This is a genomic window from Enterobacter cloacae complex sp. P6RS, from assembly GCF_014982245.1.
Taxonomy (GTDB): Bacteria; Pseudomonadota; Gammaproteobacteria; order Enterobacterales; family Enterobacteriaceae; genus Enterobacter; species Enterobacter bugandensis.
This window is the reverse complement of sequence record NZ_JADCLB010000024.1, coordinates 168,189-194,340: the sequence shown is the minus strand read 5'-3', so window position 1 is coordinate 194,340 and position 26,152 is coordinate 168,189. Positions and strand designations below refer to the sequence as shown.

Annotated in this window: 23 protein-coding genes; 15 read left to right on the top strand and 8 right to left on the bottom strand. The window is 56.5% G+C overall.

Going from position 1 to position 26,152, the window contains the following annotated elements:
• Positions 1-227: 227 nt before the first annotated feature.
• Both mltA and tcdA read left to right on the top strand, forming a co-directional pair.
• Entirely contained in the window at positions 228-1,325 is a 1,098-nt protein-coding gene (gene mltA, locus INF73_RS18245; protein ID WP_193541400.1) for a murein transglycosylase A, read from the top strand.
• Between the two features lie 75 nt (positions 1,326-1,400).
• The gene (gene tcdA / locus INF73_RS18240) at positions 1,401-2,207 is read left to right on the top strand and encodes a tRNA cyclic N6-threonylcarbamoyladenosine(37) synthase TcdA (RefSeq protein WP_006811804.1); all 807 of its coding nucleotides are present in this window, start codon (positions 1,401-1,403) and stop codon (positions 2,205-2,207) included.
• Here tcdA and csdE read toward each other — a convergent pair.
• Complete coding sequence (gene csdE, locus INF73_RS18235; protein ID WP_045261322.1) at positions 2,198-2,644, bottom strand: cysteine desulfurase sulfur acceptor subunit CsdE; 447 nt, start codon at positions 2,642-2,644, stop codon at positions 2,198-2,200. The genes tcdA and csdE overlap by 10 nt on opposite strands.
• Complete coding sequence (gene csdA / locus INF73_RS18230) at positions 2,644-3,849, bottom strand: cysteine desulfurase CsdA (protein WP_028014273.1); 1,206 nt, start codon at positions 3,847-3,849, stop codon at positions 2,644-2,646. Before csdA ends, csdE begins: the two co-directional genes overlap by 1 nt.
• Positions 3,850-4,041: 192 nt before the next feature.
• Here csdA and INF73_RS18225 point away from each other — a divergent pair, with 192 nt between their 5' ends.
• The 4 genes from INF73_RS18225 to rlmM all read left to right on the top strand — a co-directional run bounded on the left by INF73_RS18225 (position 4,042) and on the right by rlmM (position 7,064).
• A complete protein-coding gene (locus tag INF73_RS18225; protein WP_008499648.1) occupies positions 4,042-4,269 on the top strand; it encodes a YgdI/YgdR family lipoprotein in 228 nt (75 codons plus the stop codon).
• A 349-nt stretch (positions 4,270-4,618) separates the two neighbouring features.
• Complete coding sequence (gene gcvA / locus INF73_RS18220; RefSeq protein ID WP_014885066.1) at positions 4,619-5,536, top strand: glycine cleavage system transcriptional regulator GcvA; 918 nt, start codon at positions 4,619-4,621, stop codon at positions 5,534-5,536.
• A gap of 39 nt (positions 5,537-5,575) precedes the next feature.
• Entirely contained in the window at positions 5,576-5,971 is a 396-nt protein-coding gene (locus INF73_RS18215) for a DUF423 domain-containing protein (protein WP_028014272.1), read from the top strand.
• On the top strand, positions 5,964-7,064 hold the full coding sequence (gene rlmM, locus INF73_RS18210; RefSeq protein WP_028014271.1) for a 23S rRNA (cytidine(2498)-2'-O)-methyltransferase RlmM: 1,101 nt from the start codon (positions 5,964-5,966) through the stop codon (positions 7,062-7,064). Before INF73_RS18215 ends, rlmM begins: the two co-directional genes overlap by 8 nt.
• Positions 7,065-7,126: 62 nt before the next feature.
• On the opposite strand, the gene xni is transcribed toward rlmM, so the two are convergent.
• From xni to queF, 5 genes are all read right to left on the bottom strand, one after another.
• Positions 7,127-7,882 carry a flap endonuclease Xni gene (gene xni / locus INF73_RS18205; protein ID WP_047367472.1) on the bottom strand — a complete coding sequence of 252 codons (756 nt, stop codon included), beginning with the start codon at positions 7,880-7,882 and terminating at the stop codon, positions 7,127-7,129.
• Between the two features lie 112 nt (positions 7,883-7,994).
• A complete protein-coding gene (locus INF73_RS18200; protein WP_193541402.1) occupies positions 7,995-9,362 on the bottom strand; it encodes an L-serine ammonia-lyase in 1,368 nt (455 codons plus the stop codon).
• 65 nt (positions 9,363-9,427) lie between these two features.
• Positions 9,428-10,723, bottom strand: coding sequence for an HAAAP family serine/threonine permease (locus INF73_RS18195; RefSeq protein WP_028014268.1), 1,296 nt, complete (start codon positions 10,721-10,723; stop codon positions 9,428-9,430).
• A gap of 515 nt (positions 10,724-11,238) precedes the next feature.
• Positions 11,239-12,603: a nucleotide 5'-monophosphate nucleosidase PpnN gene (gene ppnN / locus INF73_RS18190; RefSeq protein ID WP_023309027.1), complete on the bottom strand. Its 1,365-nt coding sequence runs from the start codon at positions 12,601-12,603 to the stop codon at positions 11,239-11,241.
• Between the two features lie 114 nt (positions 12,604-12,717).
• Complete coding sequence (gene queF, locus INF73_RS18185; RefSeq protein ID WP_048957216.1) at positions 12,718-13,560, bottom strand: NADPH-dependent 7-cyano-7-deazaguanine reductase QueF; 843 nt, start codon at positions 13,558-13,560, stop codon at positions 12,718-12,720.
• A 69-nt stretch (positions 13,561-13,629) separates the two neighbouring features.
• Between queF and syd the strand changes: the two genes are divergently transcribed.
• From syd to INF73_RS18145, 8 genes are all read left to right on the top strand, one after another.
• Positions 13,630-14,175 (top strand): SecY-interacting protein, encoded by a 546-nt coding sequence (gene syd / locus INF73_RS18180; protein WP_193541404.1) that lies wholly within the window; start codon positions 13,630-13,632, stop codon positions 14,173-14,175.
• A 630-nt stretch (positions 14,176-14,805) separates the two neighbouring features.
• The gene (locus tag INF73_RS18175) at positions 14,806-15,135 is read left to right on the top strand and encodes a YqcC family protein (protein WP_193541406.1); all 330 of its coding nucleotides are present in this window, start codon (positions 14,806-14,808) and stop codon (positions 15,133-15,135) included.
• A complete protein-coding gene (gene truC / locus INF73_RS18170) occupies positions 15,132-15,908 on the top strand; it encodes a tRNA pseudouridine(65) synthase TruC (protein WP_193541408.1) in 777 nt (258 codons plus the stop codon). The genes INF73_RS18175 and truC overlap by 4 nt, the downstream gene beginning before the upstream one ends.
• 24 nt (positions 15,909-15,932) lie before the next feature.
• On the top strand, positions 15,933-16,382 hold the full coding sequence (locus INF73_RS18165) for a flavodoxin (protein WP_193541410.1): 450 nt from the start codon (positions 15,933-15,935) through the stop codon (positions 16,380-16,382).
• 292 nt (positions 16,383-16,674) lie between these two features.
• Positions 16,675-18,030, top strand: a complete 1,356-nt coding sequence (gudP, locus tag INF73_RS18160) for a galactarate/glucarate/glycerate transporter GudP (RefSeq protein ID WP_041908405.1) — start codon at positions 16,675-16,677, stop codon at positions 18,028-18,030.
• Positions 18,030-19,370 carry an enolase C-terminal domain-like protein gene (locus INF73_RS18155; RefSeq protein WP_063155170.1) on the top strand — a complete coding sequence of 447 codons (1,341 nt, stop codon included), beginning with the start codon at positions 18,030-18,032 and terminating at the stop codon, positions 19,368-19,370. The genes gudP and INF73_RS18155 overlap by 1 nt, the downstream gene beginning before the upstream one ends.
• Before the next feature lie 15 nt (positions 19,371-19,385).
• Positions 19,386-20,723, top strand: a complete 1,338-nt coding sequence (gudD, locus tag INF73_RS18150) for a glucarate dehydratase (protein ID WP_028014260.1) — start codon at positions 19,386-19,388, stop codon at positions 20,721-20,723.
• A 77-nt stretch (positions 20,724-20,800) separates the two neighbouring features.
• Positions 20,801-21,940, top strand: a complete 1,140-nt coding sequence (locus INF73_RS18145; RefSeq protein ID WP_193541412.1) for a glycerate kinase — start codon at positions 20,801-20,803, stop codon at positions 21,938-21,940.
• A gap of 86 nt (positions 21,941-22,026) precedes the next feature.
• Here INF73_RS18145 and barA read toward each other — a convergent pair whose 3' ends face one another.
• Positions 22,027-24,786, bottom strand: a complete 2,760-nt coding sequence (barA, locus tag INF73_RS18140; RefSeq protein WP_126326398.1) for a two-component sensor histidine kinase BarA — start codon at positions 24,784-24,786, stop codon at positions 22,027-22,029.
• 57 nt (positions 24,787-24,843) lie between these two features.
• Here barA and rlmD point away from each other — a divergent pair, with 57 nt between their 5' ends.
• Positions 24,844-26,142, top strand: a complete 1,299-nt coding sequence (gene rlmD, locus INF73_RS18135) for a 23S rRNA (uracil(1939)-C(5))-methyltransferase RlmD (RefSeq protein WP_193541414.1) — start codon at positions 24,844-24,846, stop codon at positions 26,140-26,142.
• Positions 26,143-26,152 lie beyond the last annotated feature (10 nt).

Below are 26,152 nucleotides of genomic sequence, written 5' to 3'. Positions count from 1 at the left end.
AGGCTGCTCCACCCCGCGTCCGTGGAAGCGCACTATACTCGGATAGGTTTGTGATGCAACCCCTTTTTCACATAAATCATTAACTTTGTATGTAAAGTGAACGGCATTGCGACATTTAGACTATTTTTTGCTCTGAATTTGCCAAAGGGCATGCGATCGCATTTCATTCGCTTTGTCGGTTTGTTATCTTCATCACGCGGAAATGGGCAACTTAAAGACGAGATATAATGAAAGGACGTTGGGCGAAGTATCTGATGGCGGGCGCAATGGTAACGATTCTTGCGGCCTGTTCTTCCAAACCGACCGATCGCGGTCAGCAGTATAAAGACGGGAAGTTATCCCAGCCTTTCTCTTTAGTTAATCAGCCTGACGCCGTTGGCGCGCCGATCAACGCCGGTGATTTCTCCGAGCAGGTCTACCAGATCCGCAACGCGTCGCCGCGTCTGTATAGCGCACAGAACAATGTTTATAGCGCGGTACAGGACTGGCTGAAGGCGGGCGGCGATACGCGCAACATGCGCCAGTTTGGTATTGATGCCTGGCAAATGGAAGGGGCGGATAACTACGGCAACGTCCAGTTCACCGGCTATTACACGCCCGTGGTTCAGGCGCGACACACGCGCCAGGGCGAGTTCCAGTACCCTATCTACCGTATGCCGCCAAAACGCGGCCGTCTGCCGTCCCGTGCCGAAATCTACGCCGGTGCGCTGAGCGAAAACTACGTCCTGGCCTACAGCAATTCCCTGATGGATAATTTCATCATGGACGTGCAGGGCAGCGGCTACATTGATTTTGGCGACGGTTCACCGCTTAACTTCTTCAGCTATGCCGGGAAAAACGGCCATGCCTACCGCAGCATCGGTAAGGTGCTGATTGACCGCGGCGAAGTGAAAAAAGAAGATATGTCGATGCAGGCGATCCGCGAGTGGGGCGAAAAGCACAGTGAAGCCGAGGTGCGCGAGCTGCTGGAGCAGAACCCATCGTTCGTCTTCTTCAAGCCGCAAAACTTCGCGCCGGTGAAAGGGGCCAGCGCTGTGCCGCTGATTGGCCGCGCGTCGGTGGCATCGGATCGTTCTATCATTCCTGCGGGTACCACGCTGCTGGCGGAAGTCCCTCTGCTCGACAACAACGGCAAGTTCAACGGCAAATATGAGCTGCGTCTGATGGTAGCCCTGGATGTTGGCGGAGCGATTAAGGGCCAGCACTTTGATATCTATCAGGGCATTGGCCCGGATGCCGGTCACCGTGCAGGCTGGTATAACCACTACGGACGCGTATGGGTGCTGAAGGCCGCGCCGGGCACCGGAAACGTATTCAGCGGCTGATTGTGGTATTCTGAGCGCAATACGGATTACTGTTCAGGGTGAGGAAAACCTCACCCTTTTTACATCTGAGGTTTTATGTCTGTGGTAATCAGCGATGCCTGGCGCCAGCGTTTTGGCGGCACGGCACGTCTCTATGGTGAAAAAGCCCTGCAGCTGTTTGCGGATGCGCACGTCTGCGTCGTGGGCATTGGCGGTGTCGGCTCCTGGGCGGCGGAAGCGCTGGCGAGAACCGGGATTGGCGCAATCACGCTGATTGATATGGATGACGTTTGTGTGACCAACACTAACCGTCAGATCCACGCCCTGCGTGATAACGTCGGCCTGGCGAAGTCCGAGGTGATGGCGGAGCGCATTCGCCTCATCAATCCGGAGTGTCGGGTGACGGTGATCGACGACTTTGTGACGGCAGATAACGTCGCGGAGTACATGAGCAAAGGCTACAGCTATGTGATTGACGCCATCGACAGCGTGCGGCCTAAAGCGGCGCTGATCGCATACTGCCGTCGTTACAAGGTGCCGCTGGTCACGACCGGCGGCGCGGGCGGGCAAATCGATCCCACGCAGATCCAGGTTGCCGATCTGGCGAAAACCATTCAGGATCCGCTGGCTGCCAAGCTGCGTGAACGCCTGAAGAGCGACTTCAATGTGGTAAAGAACAGCAAGGGCAAGCTGGGCGTCGACTGCGTGTTCTCCACCGAAGCGCTGGTCTACCCGCAGGCGGATGGTTCAGTTTGTGCGATGAAAAGCACGGCGGAAGGGCCAAAACGCATGGACTGCGCGTCAGGCTTTGGGGCGGCCACCATGGTAACCGCCTCTTTTGGCTTTGTGGCGGTCTCTCACGCCCTGAAGAAGATGATGGCGAAGGCGGAACGTCAGGCCTGAGCCTGACGTGCGGCGTCCAGCACCGCGTCGCTGAGCGCGATCAGGCCCTGACCGCGCGAGGCGCTAAGCTGCGCGCGCAGCCCCAGCTCGTCGAACAGCGCCAGCGGCGAGCGCGTTAACAATTCCGCCGCGCTTTTCCCCTCAATGGCGGTTAACAGGACCGCCAGCAGGCCCCGGACGATACGCCCTTCGCTGTCGCCGAAGAAATGCAGCTTCTCGCCGGAGACGCTCACGCCCAGCCAGACGCGGTTTTCACAGCCCGCAATCTCTTTCGCCTGCGCTTTAAGATCGTCGGAAAGAGCTGGGAGCTGTTTACCCAGCAGGATCAGCTGACGATATTTATCTTCCCACTGCTGGAGCGGGGCGAAGGTCTGTTTTAAGGTCTCTTCAGTGATGACCGTGCCAAACGGATGTCCGGCTAAAGCAGCGCTAGTCATTAATCCACCAGTATTTCAAGGGCGCGGTCAACGGCGCTAACCAGCGCGTCGACATCGCTTTGGGTATTATACGGCGCAAACGAGGCGCGCAGCGTACCGCTGACGCCGAGCGCCGCCAGCAGCGGCTGGGCGCAGTGCTGTCCGGCGCGCAGGGCAATGCCGTATCCGGCCAGCAGCGTCACCATATCGCTATGATGCACGCCAGCAAAATCAAAGGCGAGCAGGCTGGAATCCTGAACGCGGAACGAGCGGAAACCCGGGCGTTTTTTCAGTTCTTCCTCTGCCAGCGTCGCCAGCCCTCGGCTCCAGCTTTCCGCCTGAACCGCGTCCGTTTCCGCCAGCCATTCAAGTGCGGCGCTGAGGCCGATGACCCCGGCCACGTTCGGCGTGCCCGCTTCCAGACGGTAAGGCACCTCCTGCGTTTTAAAACCGTCGAAGGTCACTTCGGTAATCATTTTGCCGCCGCCGAGCCACGGCGTCATTTTTGCCAGCAGTTCTGGCTTACCGTACAGCGCGCCAATCCCGGTTGGCCCGTAGAGTTTGTGCCCGGAGAAGGCGTAGAAGTCGATATCCAGCGCCTGCACATCAGCGGGGAAATGAACCACGCCCTGAGCACCGTCGACCATCACCACCACGCCGCTGGCATGGGCAATCTCAATGGCGCGAGCCAGGTCCGGACAGCCGCCGGTGACGTTGGACATCTGCCCCAGTGCCAGAATGCGGCTGCGCGGGGTAATCAGCTCAGGGAGACGGGCCACGTCAGGCAGAAAGTCTGCACTCAACGGGAGCTTAACAACGCGCGCGCCCGTTTGCTCAGCCACCATCAGCCACGGCACCAGGTTAGCGTGATGTTCTGCTTCGCTGACAATGATCTCGTCCCCTGGCTGCAGCAGCGGGCGGGCATAGCTCTGGGCCACCATATTGATGGCTTCGGTCGTGCCGCGCGTCCAGACGATATTTTTCCCGCTTTCGGCATTGATCAGGCGTGCAACCTGATCCCGTGCGGCTTCATAGCGCGCGGTCAGGCGCTGCGCTTCGGCAAACTGGCTGCGATGTACGTTGCCGGCGCTCAGGCTGTAGAACTGCTGCGTGGCCTCGATCACCGCCTGGGGCTTCAGGGCCGTGGCGGCGCTATCAAGGTAAATGCCGGCATCGGCTAGTGCCGGAAACTGTGCGCGAAACTGCGCAGGACTGAAAGCGTTCATGGAATTCCTCGTGTCGATAGAGAGATCGTCGCGCAATTTCAGCGGCAGGGCAAGGAGGTTGATATCTATCAGATTTGTCTGCTTATCCTGGCGACCTCGAAAAAGCAGGTTATGCTAAATAGTGTTAGGCGGATGTTTTAGCCTGTTATAAATCGAGGTTTGAATAGCATTAATTGCTAAAGGAGAATAATCATGAATAAGACAGCTGCAATCATTTCTGCCTGTGCGTTTACTTTTGCCCTGAGCGCCTGTTCTGGTAACAACTACGTGATGCACACAAACGATGGTCGTTCTATCGTTTCGGAAGGGAAACCGACTACCGATAACGATACCGGGATGATTTCGTACAAAGATGCTAACGGGAACAAGCAGCAGATCAACCGCACGGACGTGAAAGAGATGAAAGAGATCGAGCATTAACCGATCGCAGGCGAAAAAAAAGCACCGCAAATTGGCGGTGCTACATTAATCACTATGGACAGACAGGGTAAATGTACAGGAAGTGAAAAATTGGTAGCGTTGCTACCGTGGTCTGAATCGCAGACCAATTGCAAACACAACAACACAACATCACAACCGTAAGCCAAAAGCCCTTCAGAACACGCATTCCGAAAAAAGCTCTTCGTTCCGGCTCAGGAAGTGCCGCCACTATAGGTATTTGCTGGTAGTTCCTCAACGGACAAATTATAATGGCTCAGATAAAAAAAACTAATAGGTTAAACGTTGTTTCCTGTTTGTTAAATTCCGTTAACATCTAAGCCAGATAACCATGTCAAAGCGATTGCCACCCCTTAATGCATTACGCGTTTTTGATGCAGCAGCACGTCACCTGAGCTTCACCCGTGCGGCAGATGAGCTTTTTGTGACACAGGCCGCAGTAAGTCACCAAATCAAGTCCCTGGAGGATTTCCTGGGCCTTAAGCTGTTCCGCCGACGCAATCGTTCCTTGCTGCTTACCGAAGAGGGGCAGAGCTATTTTCAGGATATTAAAGAGATTTTTTCCCAGCTCACGGAAGCCACGCGTAAGCTGCAGGCCCGCAGTGCAAAAGGTGCCCTGACTGTTAGTTTATTGCCCAGTTTTGCCATTCAGTGGCTGGTGCCAAGACTCTCAAGCTTTAACTCAGCTTATCCGGGGATCGACGTTCGAATCCAGGCGGTGGATCGTCAGGAAGACAAGCTGGCCGATGATGTGGATGTCGCCATTTTTTATGGTCGCGGCAACTGGCCGGGCTTGCGTGTCGAGAAATTATACGCAGAATATCTGCTGCCGGTCTGTTCGCCTCTGCTTTTAACAGGCGACAAGGCGCTGAAAACACCCGCTGACCTGGCGCAGCATACGCTTTTACATGATGCCTCTCGCCGCGACTGGCAAACTTATACCCGTCAATTAGGTCTTAGTCATATAAACGTGCAGCAGGGCCCCATTTTTAGCCATAGTGCGATGGTGCTACAGGCTGCCATTCACGGACAGGGCGTGGCGTTGGCGAACAACGTGATGGCGCAGTCCGAAATTGAGGCAGGCCGTCTGGTTTGCCCTTTTAATGATGTACTGGTCAGTAAGAATGCATTTTATCTGGTTTGTCATGACAGTCAGGCAGAACTGGGTAAAATAGCCGCCTTCCGGCAGTGGATACTGGCGAAAGCGGCAAGCGAGCAAGAAAAATTCCGCTTCAGGTATGAACAATAACGTTTGTGTGCCGGGCACGCATTAATTCAGGACTTAAACATGACCAGCCGATTCATGCTGATTTTTGCCGCGGTGAGTGGCTTTATTTTTGTTGCACTGGGCGCCTTTGGCGCGCACGTATTGAGCAAGTCTTTGGGCGCCGTTGAGATGGGCTGGATCCAGACCGGCCTTGAATACCAGGCGTTTCATACGCTGGCTATTTTTGGGCTGGCGGTGGCGATGCAGCGACGGATAAGCATCTGGTTTTACTGGAGTAGCGTATTTATGGCGCTGGGTACTGTGCTGTTTAGCGGCAGCCTTTACTGTCTGGCCCTCTCGCATTTGCGCCTGTGGGCGTTTGTTACACCTGTCGGCGGCGTGAGCTTCCTGGCGGGTTGGGTATTAATGTTTATCGGAGCTATCCGTCTGAAACGCAAGGGCGTTGTTCATGAATAAGGTTGTTTTATATTGTCGCCCGGGGTTTGAGAAAGAGTGCGCCGCGGAAATTACCGATAAAGCGGCGAAGCGCGAAGTCTTCGGCTTTGCTCGCGTAAAAGAAAATGCGGGCTATGTGGTATTCGAATGTTATCAGCCTGAAGACGCCGACAAGCTGGCGCGCGAGCTGCCGTTCAGCTCGCTGATTTTCGCCCGCCAGATGTTCGTCGCGGGTGAGTTGCTGAAAGATCTTCCGCCGGAAGATCGCATCACGCCGATTGTGGGCATGCTGCAGGGCGTGGTGGAGAAGGGCGGCGACCTGCGCGTTGAGGTTGCCGATACCAACGAAAGCAAAGAGCTGATGAAGTTTTGCCGTAAGTTCACCGTGCCGCTGCGCGCAGCGCTGCGTGACGCGGGCATACTGACAAACTACGAAACGCCGAAGCGTCCGGTGGTGCATATCTTCTTTATCGCACCGGGCTGCTGCTATGCGGGCTATTCGTACACCAATAACAATTCGCCATTCTTTATGGGCATCCCGCGCCTGAAGTTCCCGGCAGATGCGCCGAGCCGTTCAACCCTGAAGCTGGAAGAGGCGTTTCACGTCTTTATCCCGGCAGATGAGTGGGACGAGCGTCTGGCTAACGGCATGTATGCCGTCGACCTTGGCGCGTGTCCGGGCGGCTGGACCTATCAGCTGGTGAAACGCAACATGTGGGTGTCGTCTGTGGATAACGGCCCAATGGCGCAAAGCCTGATGGACACAGGACAGGTCACCTGGCTGCGAGAAGACGGTTTCCGCTATCGCCCAACCCGCAACAACATCTCGTGGATGGTGTGCGACATGGTGGAGAAGCCGGCAAAAGTGGCCGCGCTGATGGCCTCCTGGCTGGTGAACGGCTGGTGCCGTGAGACCATTTTCAACCTCAAGCTGCCGATGAAAAAGCGCTACGAGGAGGTATCCCAGAACCTGGCCTATATTCAGGCACAGCTGGATGAGCACGGTATTAACGTGGAGATCCAGGCGCGTCAGTTGTACCACGACCGCGAAGAGGTGACGGTACACATCCGTCGCTGGTGGGCGGCTGTAGGCGGACGTCGCGACGAGCGATAGTGCGTGTTTTGTTTTGCCCGGTGGCGCTGCGCTTACCGGGCCTACAAAACGGTGTTGACGTTTTAACGTTCTAACCGCAACTGCTGTAAATTCCCGTCCAGCTGTAAATCTGTCTGTAGCGTCGCCACCTCGCGGCAGATAAACGCCATCTCTTTATGCGCCTCCAGCTTCTTGCGCCACTTTTCTGGCACCTCATCCAGACGGGCGTAAATCCCTTCCAGACTCTGAAAATCGGTCAGCAACTGGGCGGCGCTCTTTGGTCCAATACCGGCGACACCCGGAACCTTAGAGCTGCTGATGCCTGCCAGACCCCAATAATCCGGCAGTTGCTCAGGCAAGACGCCGAACTCGCTGGCAATAAACGGCGCGTCCAGCCAGCGTTTTTGAAAATAGTCGCGAATGCGGATAGTTGGGGAGAGCAGCTGGCAGTAGCCTTTGTCAGTTGAAACGATAGTGGCCTGATGCCCGGCACTTGCCACTTTTACGGCCAGGGTGGCCGCGAGATCGTCGGCTTCATTGCCCTGTGCACCCCAGCAGGGGACGCCGCGCTGCTCAAAGGCGGCACGCAGGGTGGGCATTTCGGCATGGAGATCGTCCGGCATCGGCGCGCGTCCAGCCTTGTAGTCGGGCAGGCGCTGATGTCGCCAGCCGCTGTTGCGCGCTTCGTCATCAAACACGGCCACGACGTGCGTCGGCTCGCTGTGGCGAATAAGCTGCTCCAGCGCGTGCAGGCAGGTGTCCTTGCAGGGCGTGCCTTGTACCGCATGGATTCGGCGAATCAGATTGAGCGCGTCGACGATAAGCAAATGAACAGCCACAGATATTCTCCCTTAAATCTAATGGGTAAAGGGTATCACTGTCGGCAGGATGAAACGAATAGCGTGAGGGAAAACAGGAAGAAGCCTCGCAAAACGAGGCTTCCTGAGAGGCTTAATCGCAGGTTACGATCTTCATCGCCAGGCCGCCGCGAGAGGTTTCGCGGTATTTGGCGTTCATATCTTTACCGGTTTCGTACATGGTTTCGATAACTTTATCGAGACAGACGCGCGGCTCACTGGTGCGGCGCAGCGCCATACGCGCCGCGTTCACCGCTTTGACGGAGGCGATGGCGTTACGCTCGATGCACGGCACCTGTACCTGTCCGGCAACCGGATCGCAGGTTAGCCCCAGGTTATGTTCCATGCCGATTTCCGCAGCGATGCAGACCTGCGCCGGGCTTGCGCCCAACAGTTCCGCCAGGCCCGCCGCCGCCATGGAGCATGCCACGCCGACTTCGCCCTGACAGCCTACTTCCGCACCGGAAATGGAGGCGTTCATTTTATACAGAGAACCAATCGCGCTGGCGACCAGCAGGTAGCGCGCCAGGGAGTTAGCGTTCACTTCACGGATAAACTTGTCGTAGTACGCCAGCACGGCCGGAACGATACCGCAGGCACCGTTGGTTGGCGCCGTGACGACGCGGCCCCCTGCGGCGTTCTCTTCGTTCACCGCCAGGGCGAACATGTTGATCCAGTCGACGACGGCCATCGGGTCCGTTGTCGTTTTGTCGGTGCTTACCAGCATACGGCGCAGCGCCGCCGCACGACGCGGTACGCGAAGCTTGCCCGGCAGAACGCCTTCGGTGGTGATCCCGCGCTCAATGCCGCCGCGCATCACTTCCCAGACGCTAGCGAAGTGCTGTTCCAGCTCCTCTTTGCTGTGAAGGGCCAGCTCGTTTTTCATCATCAGGCCAGAGAGGGAAAGCCCCGTCTCCTGGCAGTGGCGCTGGAGATCCGCCGCGGTTTTGTACGGATACGGCACCTCAACAGAAGAGGTGGTGGTTTGACCAAAGTGGTCTTCGTCGACGATAAAGCCGCCGCCGATGGAGTAATACGTCTGGCTGTAAACCGCTTTGTCGCCGGTCAGCGCGGTAATGCGCATGCCGTTTTCGTGCAGCGACAGGTTGTCCGCATGGAAATTCATGCAGTGGTCAACCGGGAATTCAACCTCATGCTCACCGTTTGCCAGCAGCAAACGACCGTGGGTGTTCACGTCCTGGATGAAGCCAGGGATCGCGTCAATATCAACGGTATCCGGCAGATTTCCCGCCAGGCCCATGATAATGGCGATATCGGTATGGTGGCCTTTCCCGGTCAGGGAAAGCGAGCCGTACACATCGACAACCACGCGGGTGATGTCGTGCAGAATGCCGCGTGCAATCAAGTCATCCGTGAACTGCTTACCGGCTTTCATTGGTCCGACGGTGTGAGAGCTGGAAGGACCAATACCGATTTTGAAAATATCGAATACGCTAATCATGATGCGTCCATTGCTTTCAGTCAGAGGGGGAGGAGTGCGCCGCCCGAAGGCGGCGCGGGCGTTCATCAGAACATGGTGTACAGGGAGTAGAAGATCGCAGAGATAGCGATAAGGCCCATGATAACCACAAACACGTTGCTGACCTGGCCGCTGTACTTGCGCATGGCAGGCACTTTCTGAATCGCGTACATCGGCATCAGGAACAGAATCATCGCGATAACCGGGCCACCCAGGGTTTCAATCATGCCCAGGATGCTTGGGTTCAGGGTCGCTACCGCCCAGGTGGTGAGCAGCATGAACAGTGCAGTGATTTTGTTCAGCTTGTTGATTTCAATGCTCTTGCCTTTACCGCGCAGAGATTTAATCACCATACCGTTGAAGCCTTCCCGCGCGCCCAGGTAGTGGCCCAGGAAGGATTTGGTGATGGCGATCATCGCGATGATCGGTGCCATCCACGCAATCAGCGGTGCGTTAAAGTGGTTCGCCAGGTAAGACAGAATAGAGATGTTCTGTTCTTTCGCTGCCGCCAGATCCGCCGGGGAGAGGCTCAGTACGCAGCTGAAGACGAAGAACATCACGGTCAGCACCATCATCACGTGAGCGCGGGCCAGGATGCTGGAGCACTTCTTCTCTGCACCATTACCGTACTCTTCGCGTTTCGCCACGGCGAAAGAGGAGATGATTGGGGAGTGGTTGAAGGAGAAGACCATTACCGGGATCGCCAGCCACAGGGTCATCAGCAGGCCGTTACCGGTCGCAGACGCGCTGCTCAGGGACAGGGTTTCCAGCGCTGCACCGTTCCACTGTGGGATCAGGTAGCAGGCCAGCAGCATCAGCGCAGCCACAAACGGGAAGACCAGCACGCTCATGGCCTTAACAATCATCTGCTCGCCGAAGCGCACGATGGTCATCATGCCGACGATCAGGATCAGAGACAGAATGGCACGCGGTGGCGGCGTCATGTGCAGCTGGTGCGTCATGAAGCTTTCAACGGTGTTGGTGATCGCCACGCTGTAGACGAGCAGGATTGGGTAAATCGCGAAGAAGTAGAGCAGGGTAATCAGTTTACCTGCGCCAACGCCGAAATGTTCTTCAACCACTTCGGTGATGTCTTCGCCCGGGTTTTTACCGGACAGCACGAAGCGGGTCAGACCGCGGTGTGCGAAGTAGGTCATCGGGAAGGCGATGATGGCCATGATGATCAGCGGAATCAGACCGCCGACGCCTGCGTTGATAGGAAGGAACAGTACACCAGCGCCGATTGCCGTGCCGTAAAGGCCCAGCATCCACATGGTATCCGTTTTGCGCCAACCACTTCGGGATTCAATCGAAGCAACGGTGCTGGTTTGAGTGGTTTCCATCTGTATCTCCTGGAGGAAGCAAATTGTCAGGTTTTTAGTCAAATCCGATGAAAAAGTGCCTGACGGTAATATGAAATTCGTTCAGTGACGGTTTTTTAATAATTTTCGCCCGTAACTATTGGCGGGCGGAAAGATACATTCTCGTTATGAATCTATCAGTGATCGCGATCCCAAATGCAATAATCCACTTATGATGTGGGCATCTTTAGACCATTTATCTGTTAAAAAAACATCAAATAGAATTTACGGGCGCGAAGGCTACCACCAACGACATGTGGGCTAAAAGAGCGGCCCGCAATATAGGTGTCTTCCGCTGTAAAGATATGGGTTTTTAGGATTTTCTTGCGGGTAATTTAGTTTAAGGCTGATAAATTACGGTTGTTAAATGGAGGTAATCGATTGCGTTTGCCGTAAGTTTGTTAAATTTATAAGTGAAGCCTATGAATTGATTCGGTAATAAAAAAAGCCGGGATCCGCTACAGGGTGCCCCGGCTTTGAGGAGAAGAAACTGAGCGTTACGTGCAGATTTCGTAGCACGGAATGTAGGCTGAACCCGGCAACTTCATGCGGTGTTGAGCCACAAAGCCCTGAAGCATGTCGTCCATACGGCGCATCATCTCCGGGTCGCCGTGGATCTTGTACGGACCATACTGCTCAATCGCGCGGATGCCCATCTCCTTCACGTTGCCCGCCACAATCCCGGAGAAGGCGCGACGCAGGTCGGCGGCCAGCACTTCCACCGGCTGGTCCGGGTAGAGTTTCAGGTTCGCCATATTTTCATGGGTCGGCTCGAACGGGATCTGCAGGTCAGGCGCAATACGGATTGACCAGTTAAAGCTGTACGCATCACCGGTATCACGACGATTCTCTTTCACCAGCGGCATCGCTTTTTTCATCTGGCGCGCCACTTCCGCCGCATCATCAATGATGATGCGATAGTGACGACGCGCGGCTTCTCCCAGCGTATGCACGATAAACTCGTCCAGCACGCGGAAGTAGTCGGCGCTCTCTTTCGGGCCGGTCAGGATCAGCGGTAGAACCTGATCTTTGTTGGCCGGGTTCATCAGAATCCCCAGCAGATAGAGCAGCTCTTCCGCCGTTCCCACGCCGCCCGGGAAGATGATAATCCCGTGAGCGATACGAACAAACGCCTCAAGACGCTTCTCGATATCCGGCATGATAATCAGCTCATTGACCAGCGGGTTAGGCGGCTCAGCGGCGATGATTGACGGCTCGGTCATGCCGATAAACCGCCCCTCTTTGTAACGCTGTTGCGCATGACCCACGGCTGCACCTTTCATTGGTGCTTCCATTGCACCCGGACCACAGCCGGTACAGATATTCAGCTCGCGCAGGCCAAGCTGCGTTCCGACCCGACGGGCATAGAGATATTCGGTTTCGTTAATCGAGTGGCCGCCCCAGCAGACGACCATGTTTGGTGCTTCGCCAACGTGCAGGGCGCGGGCGTTGCGCAGAATAGAGAACACCAGGTTGGTGATATGAACGGAGCTTTCCAGGTCGAGATGCTGGAAGCGGCCCGCGTTGTGAATCTGCCCGTTAACAAACAGGATGTCGCGCAGGACGGCAAACAGGTTGGCCTGAAGGGAACGAATGATACGCCCGTCGACAAAGGCCTCTTCCGGCGGGTTGATCACTTCCAGTTTCACGCCACGCTCGCGGCGCAGCACGTTAATATCAAAGCTTTCGAAGCGGGACAGCAGTTCTTTACTGTTATCTGTCAGGCTTCCGGAGTTCAGTACGGCAAGTGAACAGTTACGAAACAGTTGATAAAGATCGCTGCTGGCCGTGCGTTTAAGCATGTCCACTTCCAGCTGCGACAACATATCCATTGAGCCAAGCGGGCTAATATGTGTAATCAAGTGAGCTCCTTATGGGACGATTATCGTCATTCCCTTTGATTACAATAGCCCTGGCGCGTGACGTTTCACAACACTTCGGCGGAATACCGCACGCATATTGTGAAAATATTTATATTATTGACGCACCAGACGGCCCGTTGCTGGCACAAAATCGGTGTTGGTGCGCCACGGGTTAATGTCCAGCCCGCCACGGCGGGTATAGCGCGCGTAAACGCTCAGTTTCTCCGGCTGGCAGAAACGCTGAATATCGTTAAAAATACGCTCCACGCACTGCTCGTGAAATTCGTTGTGATGGCGGAACGACACCAGATAGCGCAGCAGTTTTTCCCGGTCAATTTTCGGGCCGCGGTACTGGATCTGCACCGAACCCCAGTCCGGCTGGTGGGTAATCAGGCAGTTAGACTTCAGCAAATGGCTGACCAGCGTCTCTTCAACCACTTTTCCGCCCGCCGCGTTTTCGAGGTAATCGGCGCTGAATTCATAATTCTCCACCTCGATGTCCTGCTCGTCGATGCAGGTTCCGTGGAAATGGGCAATGGGCTGTCCTTCCAGCTCGTGCAGGCGGTATAACGAGACGGACACGTTCCCCTGCGCGCAGGCGGCTAAATCCCGCTCCAGCGTTTGCTGAACCTCGTCCCAGCTGTTGAATCGGGTCTGGTTGAAGCTGTTGAGATAGAGCTTAAAGCTTTTGGATTCCACCAGGTTCACGCTGGCATAGTCCAGCTCAACGTGGCCCACGGCCACCTGCGGCAGACCGCGCGCGTTAAGCCAGGAGAGTTCGTACAGCGTCCAGATATCGCCGCCGACAAACGGCAACGCGTCCGCATGCAGTCCAAGAGGATCGCGGTTCAGGCTGCGCGGCACGCCCTGCAGCAGGCTTGCATCGTAGGTATCGCGGTAATCGGTCGATTTACCCAGCGTTAGGCCGGTTAACGCCTGATGATTTTCGTAAGACATGTTTCATAGCCACTTTACAGGTACACTTATGGGCAGAGTTTATCCTGTCTTACAAGAAGAGAGAAATCGGTGGACATCGAAACTGCAAATGCCCTTACTACCTTCACAACCCGCTATTGCGACGCGTGGCATGAAAAGCACGGCACATGGCCGCAAAGTGCTGATTTATATGGCGTGCCGTCGCCGTGCATTATCTCTTCGCAGGATGACTATGTTATCTGGCAGCCGAAGCCCAATACCGCTGAGCAAAATGTAAATGCGGTTGAACGGGCTATGGACCTTGTGATACAACCAGCGGTTCACGCGTTTTATGCCACGCAGTTTGCAGGGGATATGCCCGCGCGCTTTGCGGACCTGACGCTGACGCTGTTGCAGACCTGGAGCGAAGACGATCTGCAGCGTGTTCAGGAAAACCTGATTGGTCATCTGGTCACGCAAAAACGCCTTAAGCTTTCTCCTACGCTCTTTATTGCCACGCTGGACAGCGAACTGGATGTGATATCCGTCTGCAACCTGTCCGGGGAAGTAATTAAAGAGACCATTGGTACCCGCAATCGCGAAACGCTCGCCCCCTCTCTTGCGGATTTCCTTACCCGGCTTGAGCCACTTCTGTAATCCATCATGCTACGACGCGTGTGAGAGATCTCTTACAAGGTTTGTGAGAGATCGCTGGATCATTCAGTATTGCCTTATTTAATTCAGATTAATATCACTCTGTTTTTCAAAGAATTAGTTGTTCATCGCATCTTTTTTAGGGATTTCTTACGGCTTACAGTGCTGCAAGGGTGGGTTGTAAGACGAAGCGGAATAGCGGATTCTATCTCCGTCGACAGGACGCCGACATGAGAAACGAACATCAGGATGATGGCGTTTCTTACTCAGGACACGTCAGGATGGCGCTGCAGGAAGGCTTCAGGATGAAGCAAAAGGATAACGCAGGACGCGTAAGGGACACCTCCAGGAAGGAGAACGAGAACCGAACAGGATGGTCGGTGGGTCAGGAAGGCCAGGACGTTTCAGGACGAAACAAACACGTCAGGAAGATGTGTGCAGGATGCAAAAGGTATAAGGATGACCAGGCCTTCGGGCATCAGGAAAAGTTGTCACGGAAGAGCAGGGAGCACGAATTGTAGCTGGAATGCTGCGAAACGAACCGGGAGCACTGTTTTTACAGTGCTCCCTTTTTTATTTCTGTCTTCCGCAATGCTATGCTGCGCGCCGTTCACTTTTTCAGTTGAGGTTACTATGACGCAACACGATAGCGTTCGTGCTCAGTTGCACGCCATCGAAGCCCTTTTGCGCCAGCATCAGCTGTGGCAGGAGACCGCGCCGAATCCGGAAGCGTTTGCCAGTACCCAGCCATTCTGCCTGGATACGCTGGCACCGCTCGAGTGGCTCCAGTGGGTATTAATCCCGCGCATGCACGCGCTGCTGGAAGGCGGCCACCCTTTGCCGCAGGCGTTCGCCGTTTCTCCCTACTATGAAATGGCGCTTGAGGCGACGCACCCTGCGCGCGATGTGATGCTGGTTGAGCTGGAAAAACTGGACGCCCTGTTTGCCGGTGACGATGCATGACGCTGGAAATCCTCTATCAGGACGAGTGGCTGGTGGCGGTGAATAAACCGTCTGGCTGGCTGGTGCACCGCAGCTGGCTGGATCGCGATGAGAAAGTGGTGGTGATGCAGACCGTTCGCGACCAGATTGGTCAGCATGTTTTTACCGCCCATCGCCTCGACAGGCCGACCTCCGGCGTGCTGCTGATGGGGCTTTCCAGCGAGGCTGGCCGTCTGCTGGCGCAGCAGTTCGAACAGCACCAGATCCAGAAGCGCTACCACGCGATCGTGCGTGGGTGGCTGACCGAGTCCGACACCCTGGACTACCCGCTGGTGGAGGAGCTGGACAAAATCGCCGATAAATTTGCCCGGGATGACAAAGGCCCGCAGCCGGCCGTGACCGATTATCGCGGCATGGCGACGACGGAAATGCCGGTGGCCACCAGCAAATTTCCGACCACACGCTACAGCCTGGTTGAGCTTCTGCCCAAAACCGGGCGCAAGCACCAGCTGCGACGCCACCTTGCGCATCTGCGCCACCCGATTATTGGCGACAGCAAACACGGTGATTTGCGCCAGAATCGCAGCGCGGCCGAACACTTTGGCTGCCATCGTCTGATGCTGCACGCCAGCGAGCTGAGCCTGACGCACCCGTTTACAGGCGAGCCGCTGACTATCCGCGCGGGACTGGACGAGGTCTGGATGCAGGCGCTGTCACAGTTTGGCTGGCTGGGACAACTCCCCGAAAATGAAAGGGTTGAGTTTGCATCGGGCAACGTTCAGGATGAAGAGTAAGCGCATTCAATATGGGAAAATAGCATGGCTGAAGTAGGCATTTTTGTCGGCACAATGTACGGCAACTCGCTGCTGGTAGCGGAAGAGGCTGAGGCGATTTTGACAAGCCAGGGCCATAAAGCCACGGTCTATGAAGACCCGGAACTGGCGGACTGGGAAAAGTATAAAGATAAATACATTCTGGTAGTGACCTCCACCACCGGTCAGGGCGATCTCCCGGACAGCATCGTGCCGCTTTTCCAGGGCATTAAAGATCGGCTTGGCTACCAGCCGGACGTCCACTACGGCATTATTGCCCTCGGCGATAGCTCTTATGCCAACTTCTGCGGCGGCGGCAAGCAGTTCGATGCGCTTCTTCAGGAACAGAGCGCCCAGCGCGTCGGCGAGATGCTGTTGATTGACGCGGGTGAACATCCTGAACCCGAAAGCGAATCGAACCCGTGGGTTGAATACTGGGCAACGCTTCTTAAATAGTTTCGTAGGCCGGGTAAGGCGTAGCCGCCACCCGGCATTACACCCCGCACCAAACGCCATTTCCGTGAACCACCTTCCACTACTCTGGGCTAATGCCCTAAACAACCTTCCTCACACCCTTTAATACTGTGTTTTTGCACGGTGAGCGAACCTGTCACTCCTTCATATACTTTTCCGGTCACAATAAAACGGCTCCAGGCCGTACTAAAACGACAAAACTTATCTCATTCTGATTACCCTACCGGTGCTGTACAGAATGAACAGGCGAAAGCTATGTTTCAGGAGTGCAACAATGAGTACATTAAGCCACGCAGCGAGCAGCGCAGAAAAGCGCACTAACGCCCGCTACTGGATAGTGGTGATGCTGTTTATCGTCACGTCCTTTAACTATGGTGACCGCGCCACGCTGTCGATTGCCGGCTCGGAAATGGCAAAAGACATCGGCCTTGATCCGGTGGGCATGGGTTACGTTTTCTCTGCATTCTCATGGGCCTACGTCATCGGCCAAATTCCTGGCGGCTGGCTGCTGGACCGTTTTGGCTCTAAACGCGTCTATTTCTGGTCCATCTTTATCTGGTCTGCTTTTACCCTTTTGCAAGGTTTCGTCGATATCTTCAGCGGCTTTGGCATTATCGTGGCGCTCTTCACGCTGCGCTTCCTGGTGGGGTTAGCTGAAGCGCCTTCCTTCCCGGGCAACAGCCGCATTGTCGCGGCCTGGTTTCCTGCGCAGGAGAGGGGAACAGCGGTGGCAATTTTTAACTCCGCCCAGTATTTCGCAACGGTGATCTTTGCGCCCATTATGGGCTGGCTGACGCATGAGGTGGGCTGGTCGCACGTCTTCTTCTTTATGGGCGGGCTTGGGATCGTCATCAGCTTTATCTGGCTGAAAGTGATCCACGAACCGAATCAGCACCCTGGCGTGAACAAGAAGGAGCTGGAATACATTGCTGAGGGCGGGGCGCTGATCAATATGGATCAGAAATCTGACAAAGCAAAAGTCCCCTTCAGCCAGAAATGGGCGCAGATCAAGCAGCTCGTCGGCTCGCGCATGATGATCGGTATCTATCTCGGTCAGTACTGTATCAACGCCTTAACCTACTTCTTTATCACCTGGTTCCCGGTTTATCTGGTGCAGGCGCGCGGCATGTCGATCCTCAAAGCGGGGTTTGTTGCCTCGGTCCCGGCAATCTGCGGCTTCATCGGCGGCGTGCTTGGCGGGGTCATTTCCGACTGGCTGATGCGCCGCACGGGTTCGCTGAACATCGCGCGTAAAACGCCGATTGTGCTCGGCATGCTGCTCTCCATGACCATGGTGTTCTGTAACTACGTCAGTGCCGAGTGGATGATTATCGGCTTTATGGCGATGGCCTTCTTCGGCAAAGGGATTGGCGCGCTGGGCTGGGCGGTGATGGCGGATACGGCACCGAAAGAGATCAGCGGCCTGAGCGGCGGTCTGTTCAATATGTTCGGCAACGTTTCCGGGATTGTCACGCCTATCGCTATCGGTTACATCGTCGGCACCACGGGGTCTTTCAACGGCGCGCTAATCTACGTTGGTGTGCATGCCCTGGTGGCGGTGCTGAGTTACCTGGTGCTGGTGGGGGATATTAAACGCGTCGAACTTAAACCTGTTGTGGAGCGCGGATGATGACAACACAATCAAGCCCTATCGTCACGGAAATGAAAGTTATCCCGGTGGCCGGTCAGGACAGCATGCTGCTCAATATTGGCGGCGCGCATAACGCATGGTTTACCCGCAATATCGTGGTGCTGACCGATAGCGCAGGCAATACCGGGGTGGGTGAAGCCCCCGGCGGGGAAGTGATCTACCAGACCCTGGTAGAGGCTATTCCACAGGTCGTGGGCCAGGAAGTGGCTCGTCTGAACAAGGTGGTTCAGCGGGTGCATAAGGGCAATCAGTCGGCGGACTTTGATACCTTCGGCAAGGGCGCGTGGACGTTTGAACTGCGCGTCAATGCGGTCGCCGCCCTGGAAGCGGCACTGCTGGATTTACTCGGTAAAGCCCTTAACGTTCCGGTCTGCGAACTGCTGGGGCCGGGCAAACAGCGCGATGCGGTCACCGTGCTGGGCTATCTGTTCTACGTTGGCGATCGCAATAAAACCGATCTCCCCTATCTGGCTCGTTCACCGGGTGACCACGACTGGTATCAGCTGCGCCATCAGGAAGCGCTCTCCAGCGAGACGGTTGTGCGCCTGGCTGAAGCTGCGCAGGATCGCTACGGCTTTAAGGATTTCAAGCTGAAAGGCGGCGTGCTGCCCGGCGAGCAGGAGATTGAAACGGCCCGGGCGCTGAAAAAACGCTTCCCGGAGGCGCGCATCACCGTTGACCCGAACGGCGCCTGGCTGCTGGATGAGGCGATTAGCCTGTGTAAAGGTCTCGGTGACGTGTTGACCTACGCGGAAGACCCGTGCGGCGCCGAGCAGGGCTTCTCAGGCCGCGAGGTGATGGCGGAATTCCGCCGCGCAACCGGGCTGCCGGTTGCGACCAATATGATCGCCACCAACTGGCGCGAAATGGGCCACGCGGTGATGCTGAACGCCGTCGACATTCCGCTGGCAGATCCGCACTTCTGGACGCTCTCCGGCGCGGTGCGCGTGGCGCAGCTGTGCGATGACTGGGGCCTGACCTGGGGCTGCCACTCCAACAACCATTTCGATATCTCGCTGGCAATGTTTACCCACGTTGGCGCGGCGGCACCGGGTAACCCTACCGCCATCGACACCCACTGGATTTGGCAGGAAGGCGAAGCTCGCCTGACGAAAAATCCGCTGGAGATCAAAAACGGTAAAATTGCCGTACCCGATGCGCCGGGGCTGGGCGTGGAGCTTGACTGGGATCAGGTTCATCAAGCCCATGAGGCGTATAAAAAGCTACCGGGCGGCGCGCGTAACGACGCGGGCCCGATGCAGTACCTTATCCCCGGCTGGACATTTGACCGTAAGCGCCCTGTTTTTGGACGTCACTGATAAAAGGATTACACGATGAGTACTTTTACGACCCCTGTCGTCACCTCCATGCAAATCATTCCGGTCGCAGGTCATGACAGCATGCTGATGAACCTGAGCGGGGCGCATGCGCCGTTCTTCACGCGCAATATTGTCATTATCAAAGACAATGCCGGCCATACCGGCGTGGGTGAAATTCCAGGCGGGGAGAAGATCCGCAAAACGCTGGAGGATGCCATTCCGCTGGTGGTGGGCAAAACGCTGGGTGAGTACAAAAATGTCCTCAACACCGTGCGCAATACCTTTGCCGACCGCGATGCCGGCGGCCGCGGCCTGCAAACATTCGATTTGCGCACCACTATCCACGTGGTGACCGGCATTGAAGCCGCGATGCTGGATCTGCTGGGCCAGCACCTGGGCGTTAACGTCGCGTCGCTACTGGGCGAGGGCCAGCAGCGCAGTGAAGTGGAGATGCTCGGCTATCTGTTCTTTGTCGGCGACCGCAAGCTGACGCCGCTGCCGTATCAGAGCCAGCCAGATGACCAATGCGACTGGTACCGCGTTCGTCACGAAGAAGCGATGACCCCGGATGCGGTGGTGCGGCTGGCAGAAGCCGCGTATGAAAAATATGGCTTCAATGATTTCAAACTGAAAGGCGGCGTGCTGGCGGGGGAAGAGGAGGCGGAAGCCATTACCGCGCTGGCAAAACGTTTCCCGCAGGCGCGCGTGACGCTGGATCCGAACGGCGCGTGGTCGCTTGATGAAGCGATCGATATTGGCAAGCAGCTGAAAGGCGTGCTGGCGTACGCGGAAGATCCGTGCGGGGCTGAGCAAGGCTTTTCGGGCCGCGAAGTCATGGCGGAATTCCGTCGCGCTACGGGGCTACCGACCGCGACCAATATGATCGCCACCGACTGGCGTCAGATGGGGCACACGCTCTCTCTGCAATCGGTGGATATCCCGCTGGCGGACCCGCACTTCTGGACAATGCAGGGCTCGGTGCGCGTGGCGCAGATGTGCCACGAGTTTGGCCTGACCTGGGGCTCGCACTCCAACAACCATTTTGACGTGTCGCTGGCGATGTTTACCCACGTTGCCGCCGCCGCGCCGGGCACTATTACCGCTATCGACACCCACTGGATCTGGCAGGAGGGTAATCAGCGCCTCACCAAAGAGCCGTTTGAGATCAAAGGTGGCATGGTGCAGGTGCCGTCCACGCCGGGGTTGGGCGTTGAGCTGGATATGGATCAGGTAATGAAAGCACACGAGCTGTATCAGAAACACGGTCTGGGCGCGCGCGACGACGCGATGGCGATGCAGTACCTGATCCCTGACTGGACATTCGACAATAAACGTCCGTGCATGGTACGATAAACGCATTGGGACCGCTCCCATGAGCGGTTTCCTACGTGGTGTATGCTTAACGTAACGACTATGCGTAAGGATGGCTTATGAAAATTGTTATCGCACCGGACTCGTATAAGGAAAGTTTGAGTGCGCTTGAGGTTGCGACAGCGATCGAGCGCGGTTTTCGCGAGATTTTCCCTGAGGCGGAGTACGTCAAACTGCCGGTCGCTGATGGCGGTGAAGGTACGGTTGAGGCGATGATCGCGGCAACCCGGGGACGCATTGTGCACGTTCCGGTGACCGGTCCGCTGGGCGAGCGCGTGGACGGGTTTTATGGGATATCCGGTGACGAGCAGAGCGCCTTTATTGAAATGGCGGCGGCAAGCGGTCTGGAACTGGTAGCCCCTTCACTGCGTGACCCTCTGAAAACGACCTCCTGGGGCACGGGGGAACTTATCCGCCACGCGCTGGATGCGGGCGTTAAGCATATCATCATCGGTATCGGCGGCAGCGCCACCAATGACGGCGGCGCCGGGATGGTGCAGGCGCTGGGGGCGAAGCTGCTGGACGACAATGAACAGCCGCTGGGGCAGGGCGGGGGCGAGCTCGATAAGCTTGCGCGGATCGACCTGAGCGGTCTCGACCAGCGTCTGGCGGAGTGCCGGATAGAAGTCGCCTGCGATGTGACGAATCCGCTCACCGGTAAGGATGGCGCGTCAGCGGTATTTGGCCCGCAAAAGGGCGCCACACCCGAGATGATCGTCACCCTGGACAACGCGCTTGCGCACTATGCGAGAGTCATTGCCCGGGATCTGGACATTGATGTGCTCAACCTTGCTGGCGGCGGTGCGGCGGGTGGCATGGGCGCGGCGCTGTACGCTTTTTGTGGTGCGCAGTTGCGCCAGGGCATTGAGATTGTGACCGATGCGCTACACCTGGCAGACCAGGTGGCCGATGCGGATCTGGTGATCACCGGGGAAGGCCGCATCGACAGCCAGACGATCCACGGCAAAGTGCCGGTAGGGGTGGCGAAAGTGGCGAAACGCTTTAATAAGCCCGTTATCGGCATTGCAGGCAGCCTGACGGCGGATGTTGGCGTGGTACACGATCACGGCTTAGACGCGGTGTTTAGCGTGATCTACACCATCTGCTCGCTGGAGGACGCGCTGGAAAATGCCAGCGCGAATGTCCAGATGGCTGCAAGGAATATCGCGGCGGTGCTGAAAGTAGGGCAGGAATTTTAACTGTGATTGCCGGGTGGTGGCTTCGCCTTACCCGGCCAACGTTAGCGCACCTGTAAGCCCGGTAAGCGTAGCGCCGGGCTTTTACCTCAGCTACCCAACACCTTCATCGCTTCCCGCGTCACGTTATCCATCTCATCCAGCAGTTCCAGGAACTCCGGTTCAAGCTCCGATTCCGGCGTACCCGCGCGCAGCTGCTGCTCCAGCAGCTGGCAGAGGTTTTTCAGCCGCGGTACGCCGCTGTAGCCGCAGCTGCCGTGCAGCTTGTGGATCGCTTCCAGCAGCTCTTCCGGGTTCTCGCCCACCAGCTGTTCTTCAACCTTATTACGGATCTCCGGCAGAAACGCGACCAGCATTTGCAGCATCTCTCGCGCTAAATCGGGTTTCCCTGCCGCCTGGCGCAGCGCCAGCTGCCAGTCAAAGGTCGCATTTTGATTAACGCTTACCTCAACCGGCTCGCTGAAAACCGTATATGTTCCGCCAATGTGCCCCGGCTTATAGCGTAACAGCAGGTTATGAAGCTTCTCTTCGTCGATAGGTTTCGCCAGATAATCATTCATCCCGGCGCTCAGCAGCTTCTCTTTCTGACCGGCCATCGCATGCGCGGTGACCGCAATCACCGGGGTTTGCTGCTGATGCGGGAGCTGGTGGATCAGCTCGCAGGCACGAATGCCATCCATGCCCGGCATCTGAATATCCATCAGAATTAAGTCGAACTGCATCTGTTTAGCCAGTTCAACCGCCTGGGCGCCGCTGGTACACAGCTCAACATGCTGAACCTGGTCTTCCAGCAATACGCCGATTAGCTTCAGGTTTGCCGGATTATCATCCACCGCCATCACGCTCATGGGCAGTTTTTGCTCGTCGTTAATCAACGGCAGTGCGTGCTGGCTAAGACGGCAATACTCCGTGAGGGCGGGCAGCAGGCGGGTCGCGGTGAGTGGTTTAAGCAGGCACGCGGCCGCCCCGTCGTTTTTCAACTCTTCCGCATTAAGCTGGGCGTGGCAGGGCAGCGCCAGCAGCAGATAGTCGGTCATCGACGCGGCTTTCGCCAGCCGCTCCTGCTGCATGGTCAGCTCGCCGGTGAAGGTCACCGGGATCCCCATCAGCAGAATGTCGTAATGATCAACGGCCAGGGCTGAGAAGGTTGGACTGTAAACCACCTCCAGCGGCGTGGTGCTTAAGATATCCAGCGCGCACTGCGCCGCTGCCGCGTTAGGCTCGACGTAGGCCAGGCGCTTACCTTTCAGGCAGTCCGTCACCGGGCCGTCGGTCAGCACGTTCGGATTGAGGTCGAGGTTAATATGGAACCAGAAGGTTGAGCCGCGGTTTGGCTGGCTGTGGAAAGAGATATCGCCGCCCATCTCGTTTACCAGCCTCTGCGTGATCACCAGCCCCAGACCGGTGCCGCCATGACGGCGGGAGATGCTGGCGTCCGCCTGACGGAACGCCTGGAACAGACGCGACTGATCCCGCTCCGGAATGCCGATACCGGTATCGCGGATTTGAACCTCAATCTGCACCTTGTTATTACTGATGGCGCGTTTTTCTACCAGGATGTCGATGTTGCCGCTTTCGGTGAATTTAATGGCATTCCCGACAAGATTGGTAATGACCTGCTGCAGGCGCAGCGGATCGCCAATAACGTTGTCCGGCACGTCGTTTTTAATATTGAGCGTTAGCTCAAGGCCCTTGTCGTGCGACGAGTGCGCGAGCAGCGTCACCACTTCATCGAGCGTACTGCGCAGCGGGAACGGGATGCTCTCCAGAATCAGTTTACCCGCCTCCAGCTTGGAGAAGTCCAGCACGTCGTTAATGATCGCCAGCAGGTTATTGGCCGAACGTTCAATGGTGTGCAGGTGATCGCGCTGAGTTGGGTTGAGCTCGCTTTTCAGGGTCAGGCGGGTAAAGCCGATCACGCCATTGAGCGGCGTACGCAGCTCGTGCGACATATTGGCCAGAAACTCAGACTTGATACGCGCCGCTTCCTGAGCGCGCTTTTTCGCCAGATCCAGCTCAACGTTCTGGATCTCCATCTGCTCCAGCGTTTCGCGCAGGTCAGAGGTGGCCTGGTCAACGTTATGCTGCATCTCTTCGTGATAGGCCGCCAGCGACATCGCCATCGAGTTAATGCCGTTTTTCAGCATATCCAGCTCGCCCAGCATAAACCCTTCCACGCGGCTGTCGAGCTGTCCCCGGCGGATGCGGTCAACGGTATTAACCATGTTGCGGATGGGGCCCGTGACGTCGCGCATCAGACGCCAGCCGAAGATCAGCGCAATACCAATGCAGAACAGCATCATCACGCCGGAGATAAAAATTTCTTTGTACTGCTGCAGCCGTACCGACTTGAGATCCAGCTCAAGCGCTACATATCCCAGCATGTTATTGCTGGATTTGGCATCGGATTGCGCAGACTCATCGGGTGAATAGCTTTCCGACACGATCGGCGTGCGCAGGATCATGATGTCGCCGCGCCGCAACACGGTGAGATGGCGTGGGAAGGGCGTACCGTCAGGGATCCTCAGCGTGGTCGGATCGAGATGAAAGTTTGAGGTGACAAACAGGCGGTTATGTTCGTCGTAGACGGAAATGGCGCGGACGATATCCGAGTGGCGACGGTGAAGCACGCTGATTAACTGCCCAATGGATTCACGGTTTTGCAGGTTCATCCCATACTCGCTTGAGACGGCGAGCGGTTCGATAATGCTGGCGCCCGCGTCCTCCAGCTGTCGCTGCAAATCGTTATAGCGGTGCACCACAAAGAAGATACTCAGCAGCAAACCGATGAGAACGGTGGGGGCGAGGATCAAAATCATCATGCGCGCGCGCAGGCTGTAGTTGGTCATGGCGTTCCGTTATGGGACAATTAAGATAATTATGTTTATGTGAGAAAAATCTCGGCGATGGCGCAATTCTACTCTGCAAAGCGACGCGTGACGACGCGTCAAATCATTACTGTTGAAGCCACGGACCTTGATCCGTTTGGTCAGGGAGTGGCTCGTCACAACGGTAAGACTCTGTTTATAACAGGTTTGCTGCCAGGAGAACGAGCAGAAATTACGCTGACGGAAGACAAGCGTCAGTACGCGCGCGGACAGGTGAAGCGTCGCCTCAACGCGAGCCCGGAGCGCGTGGAGCCCCGCTGTCCCCATTTTGGCGTGTGCGGAGGCTGCCAGCAACAGCATGCGAGCACAGAATTACAGCAAAAAAGTAAAAGCCGCGCGCTGGCGCGCCTCCTTAAACACGAAGTTGACGAGATTATCGCCGATGAGCCCTGGGGCTATCGCCGCCGCGCGCGCCTGAGCCTGAGCTATCAGCCCAAAACGGAGCAGCTGGAGATGGGTTTTCGCAAAGCGGCCTCCAGCGATATTGTTGACGTGAAGCGGTGCCCCATTTTGGTGCCCCATCTTGAGGCGTTACTTCCGGACGTGCACCGCTGTCTTGCATCGCTCGAAGGGGTGCGTTCATTGGGCCACGTTGAACTGGTGCTGGCGAACAACGGCCCGCTGATGGTGCTGCGCCACACCGCGCCGCTGTCGAAAAAAGATCGCGAAAAACTGGAACGCTTTTCGCATTCTCATGAGCTTGCGCTTTTCCTCGCGCCGCAAAGCGAGATACTTGAACAGGTATCGGGCGAAGCTCCCTGGTATGCGTCAGACGGGCTACGCTTAACGTTCAGTCCGCGTGATTTTATCCAGGTCAACGACGGCATAAACCAGCAAATGGTGGCGAAGGCCCTGGAATGGCTTGACGTACAGCCCACTGACCGTGTGCTCGATCTGTTCTGCGGCATGGGTAACTTTACCCTGCCGCTGGCGCGCAGAGCGGCAAGCGTGGTCGGGGTGGAAGGCGTTGAGGCGCTGGTGGTCAAAGGTCAGGAAAACGCAGAGCAGAACGGCTTGCAAAATGTGACATTCTTTCATCAAAATCTTGAGGAAGATGTCACTCAACAGCCGTGGGCAAAGCAGGGTTTCGACAAAATCCTGCTCGACCCGGCGCGTGCAGGCGCCCCAGGCGTCATGGCGCATATTATTAAACTCGCGCCCAGGCGTGTGGTCTATGTTTCCTGTAACCCGGCAACGCTTGCCCGTGACAGTGAGGCGTTAAACAGCGCGGGTTACCAGATTCGGCGTCTGGCAATGCTGGACATGTTCCCGCACACTGGACATCTGGAATCGATGGCGTTGTTCGAGCACATCTAATTTGTTTGGC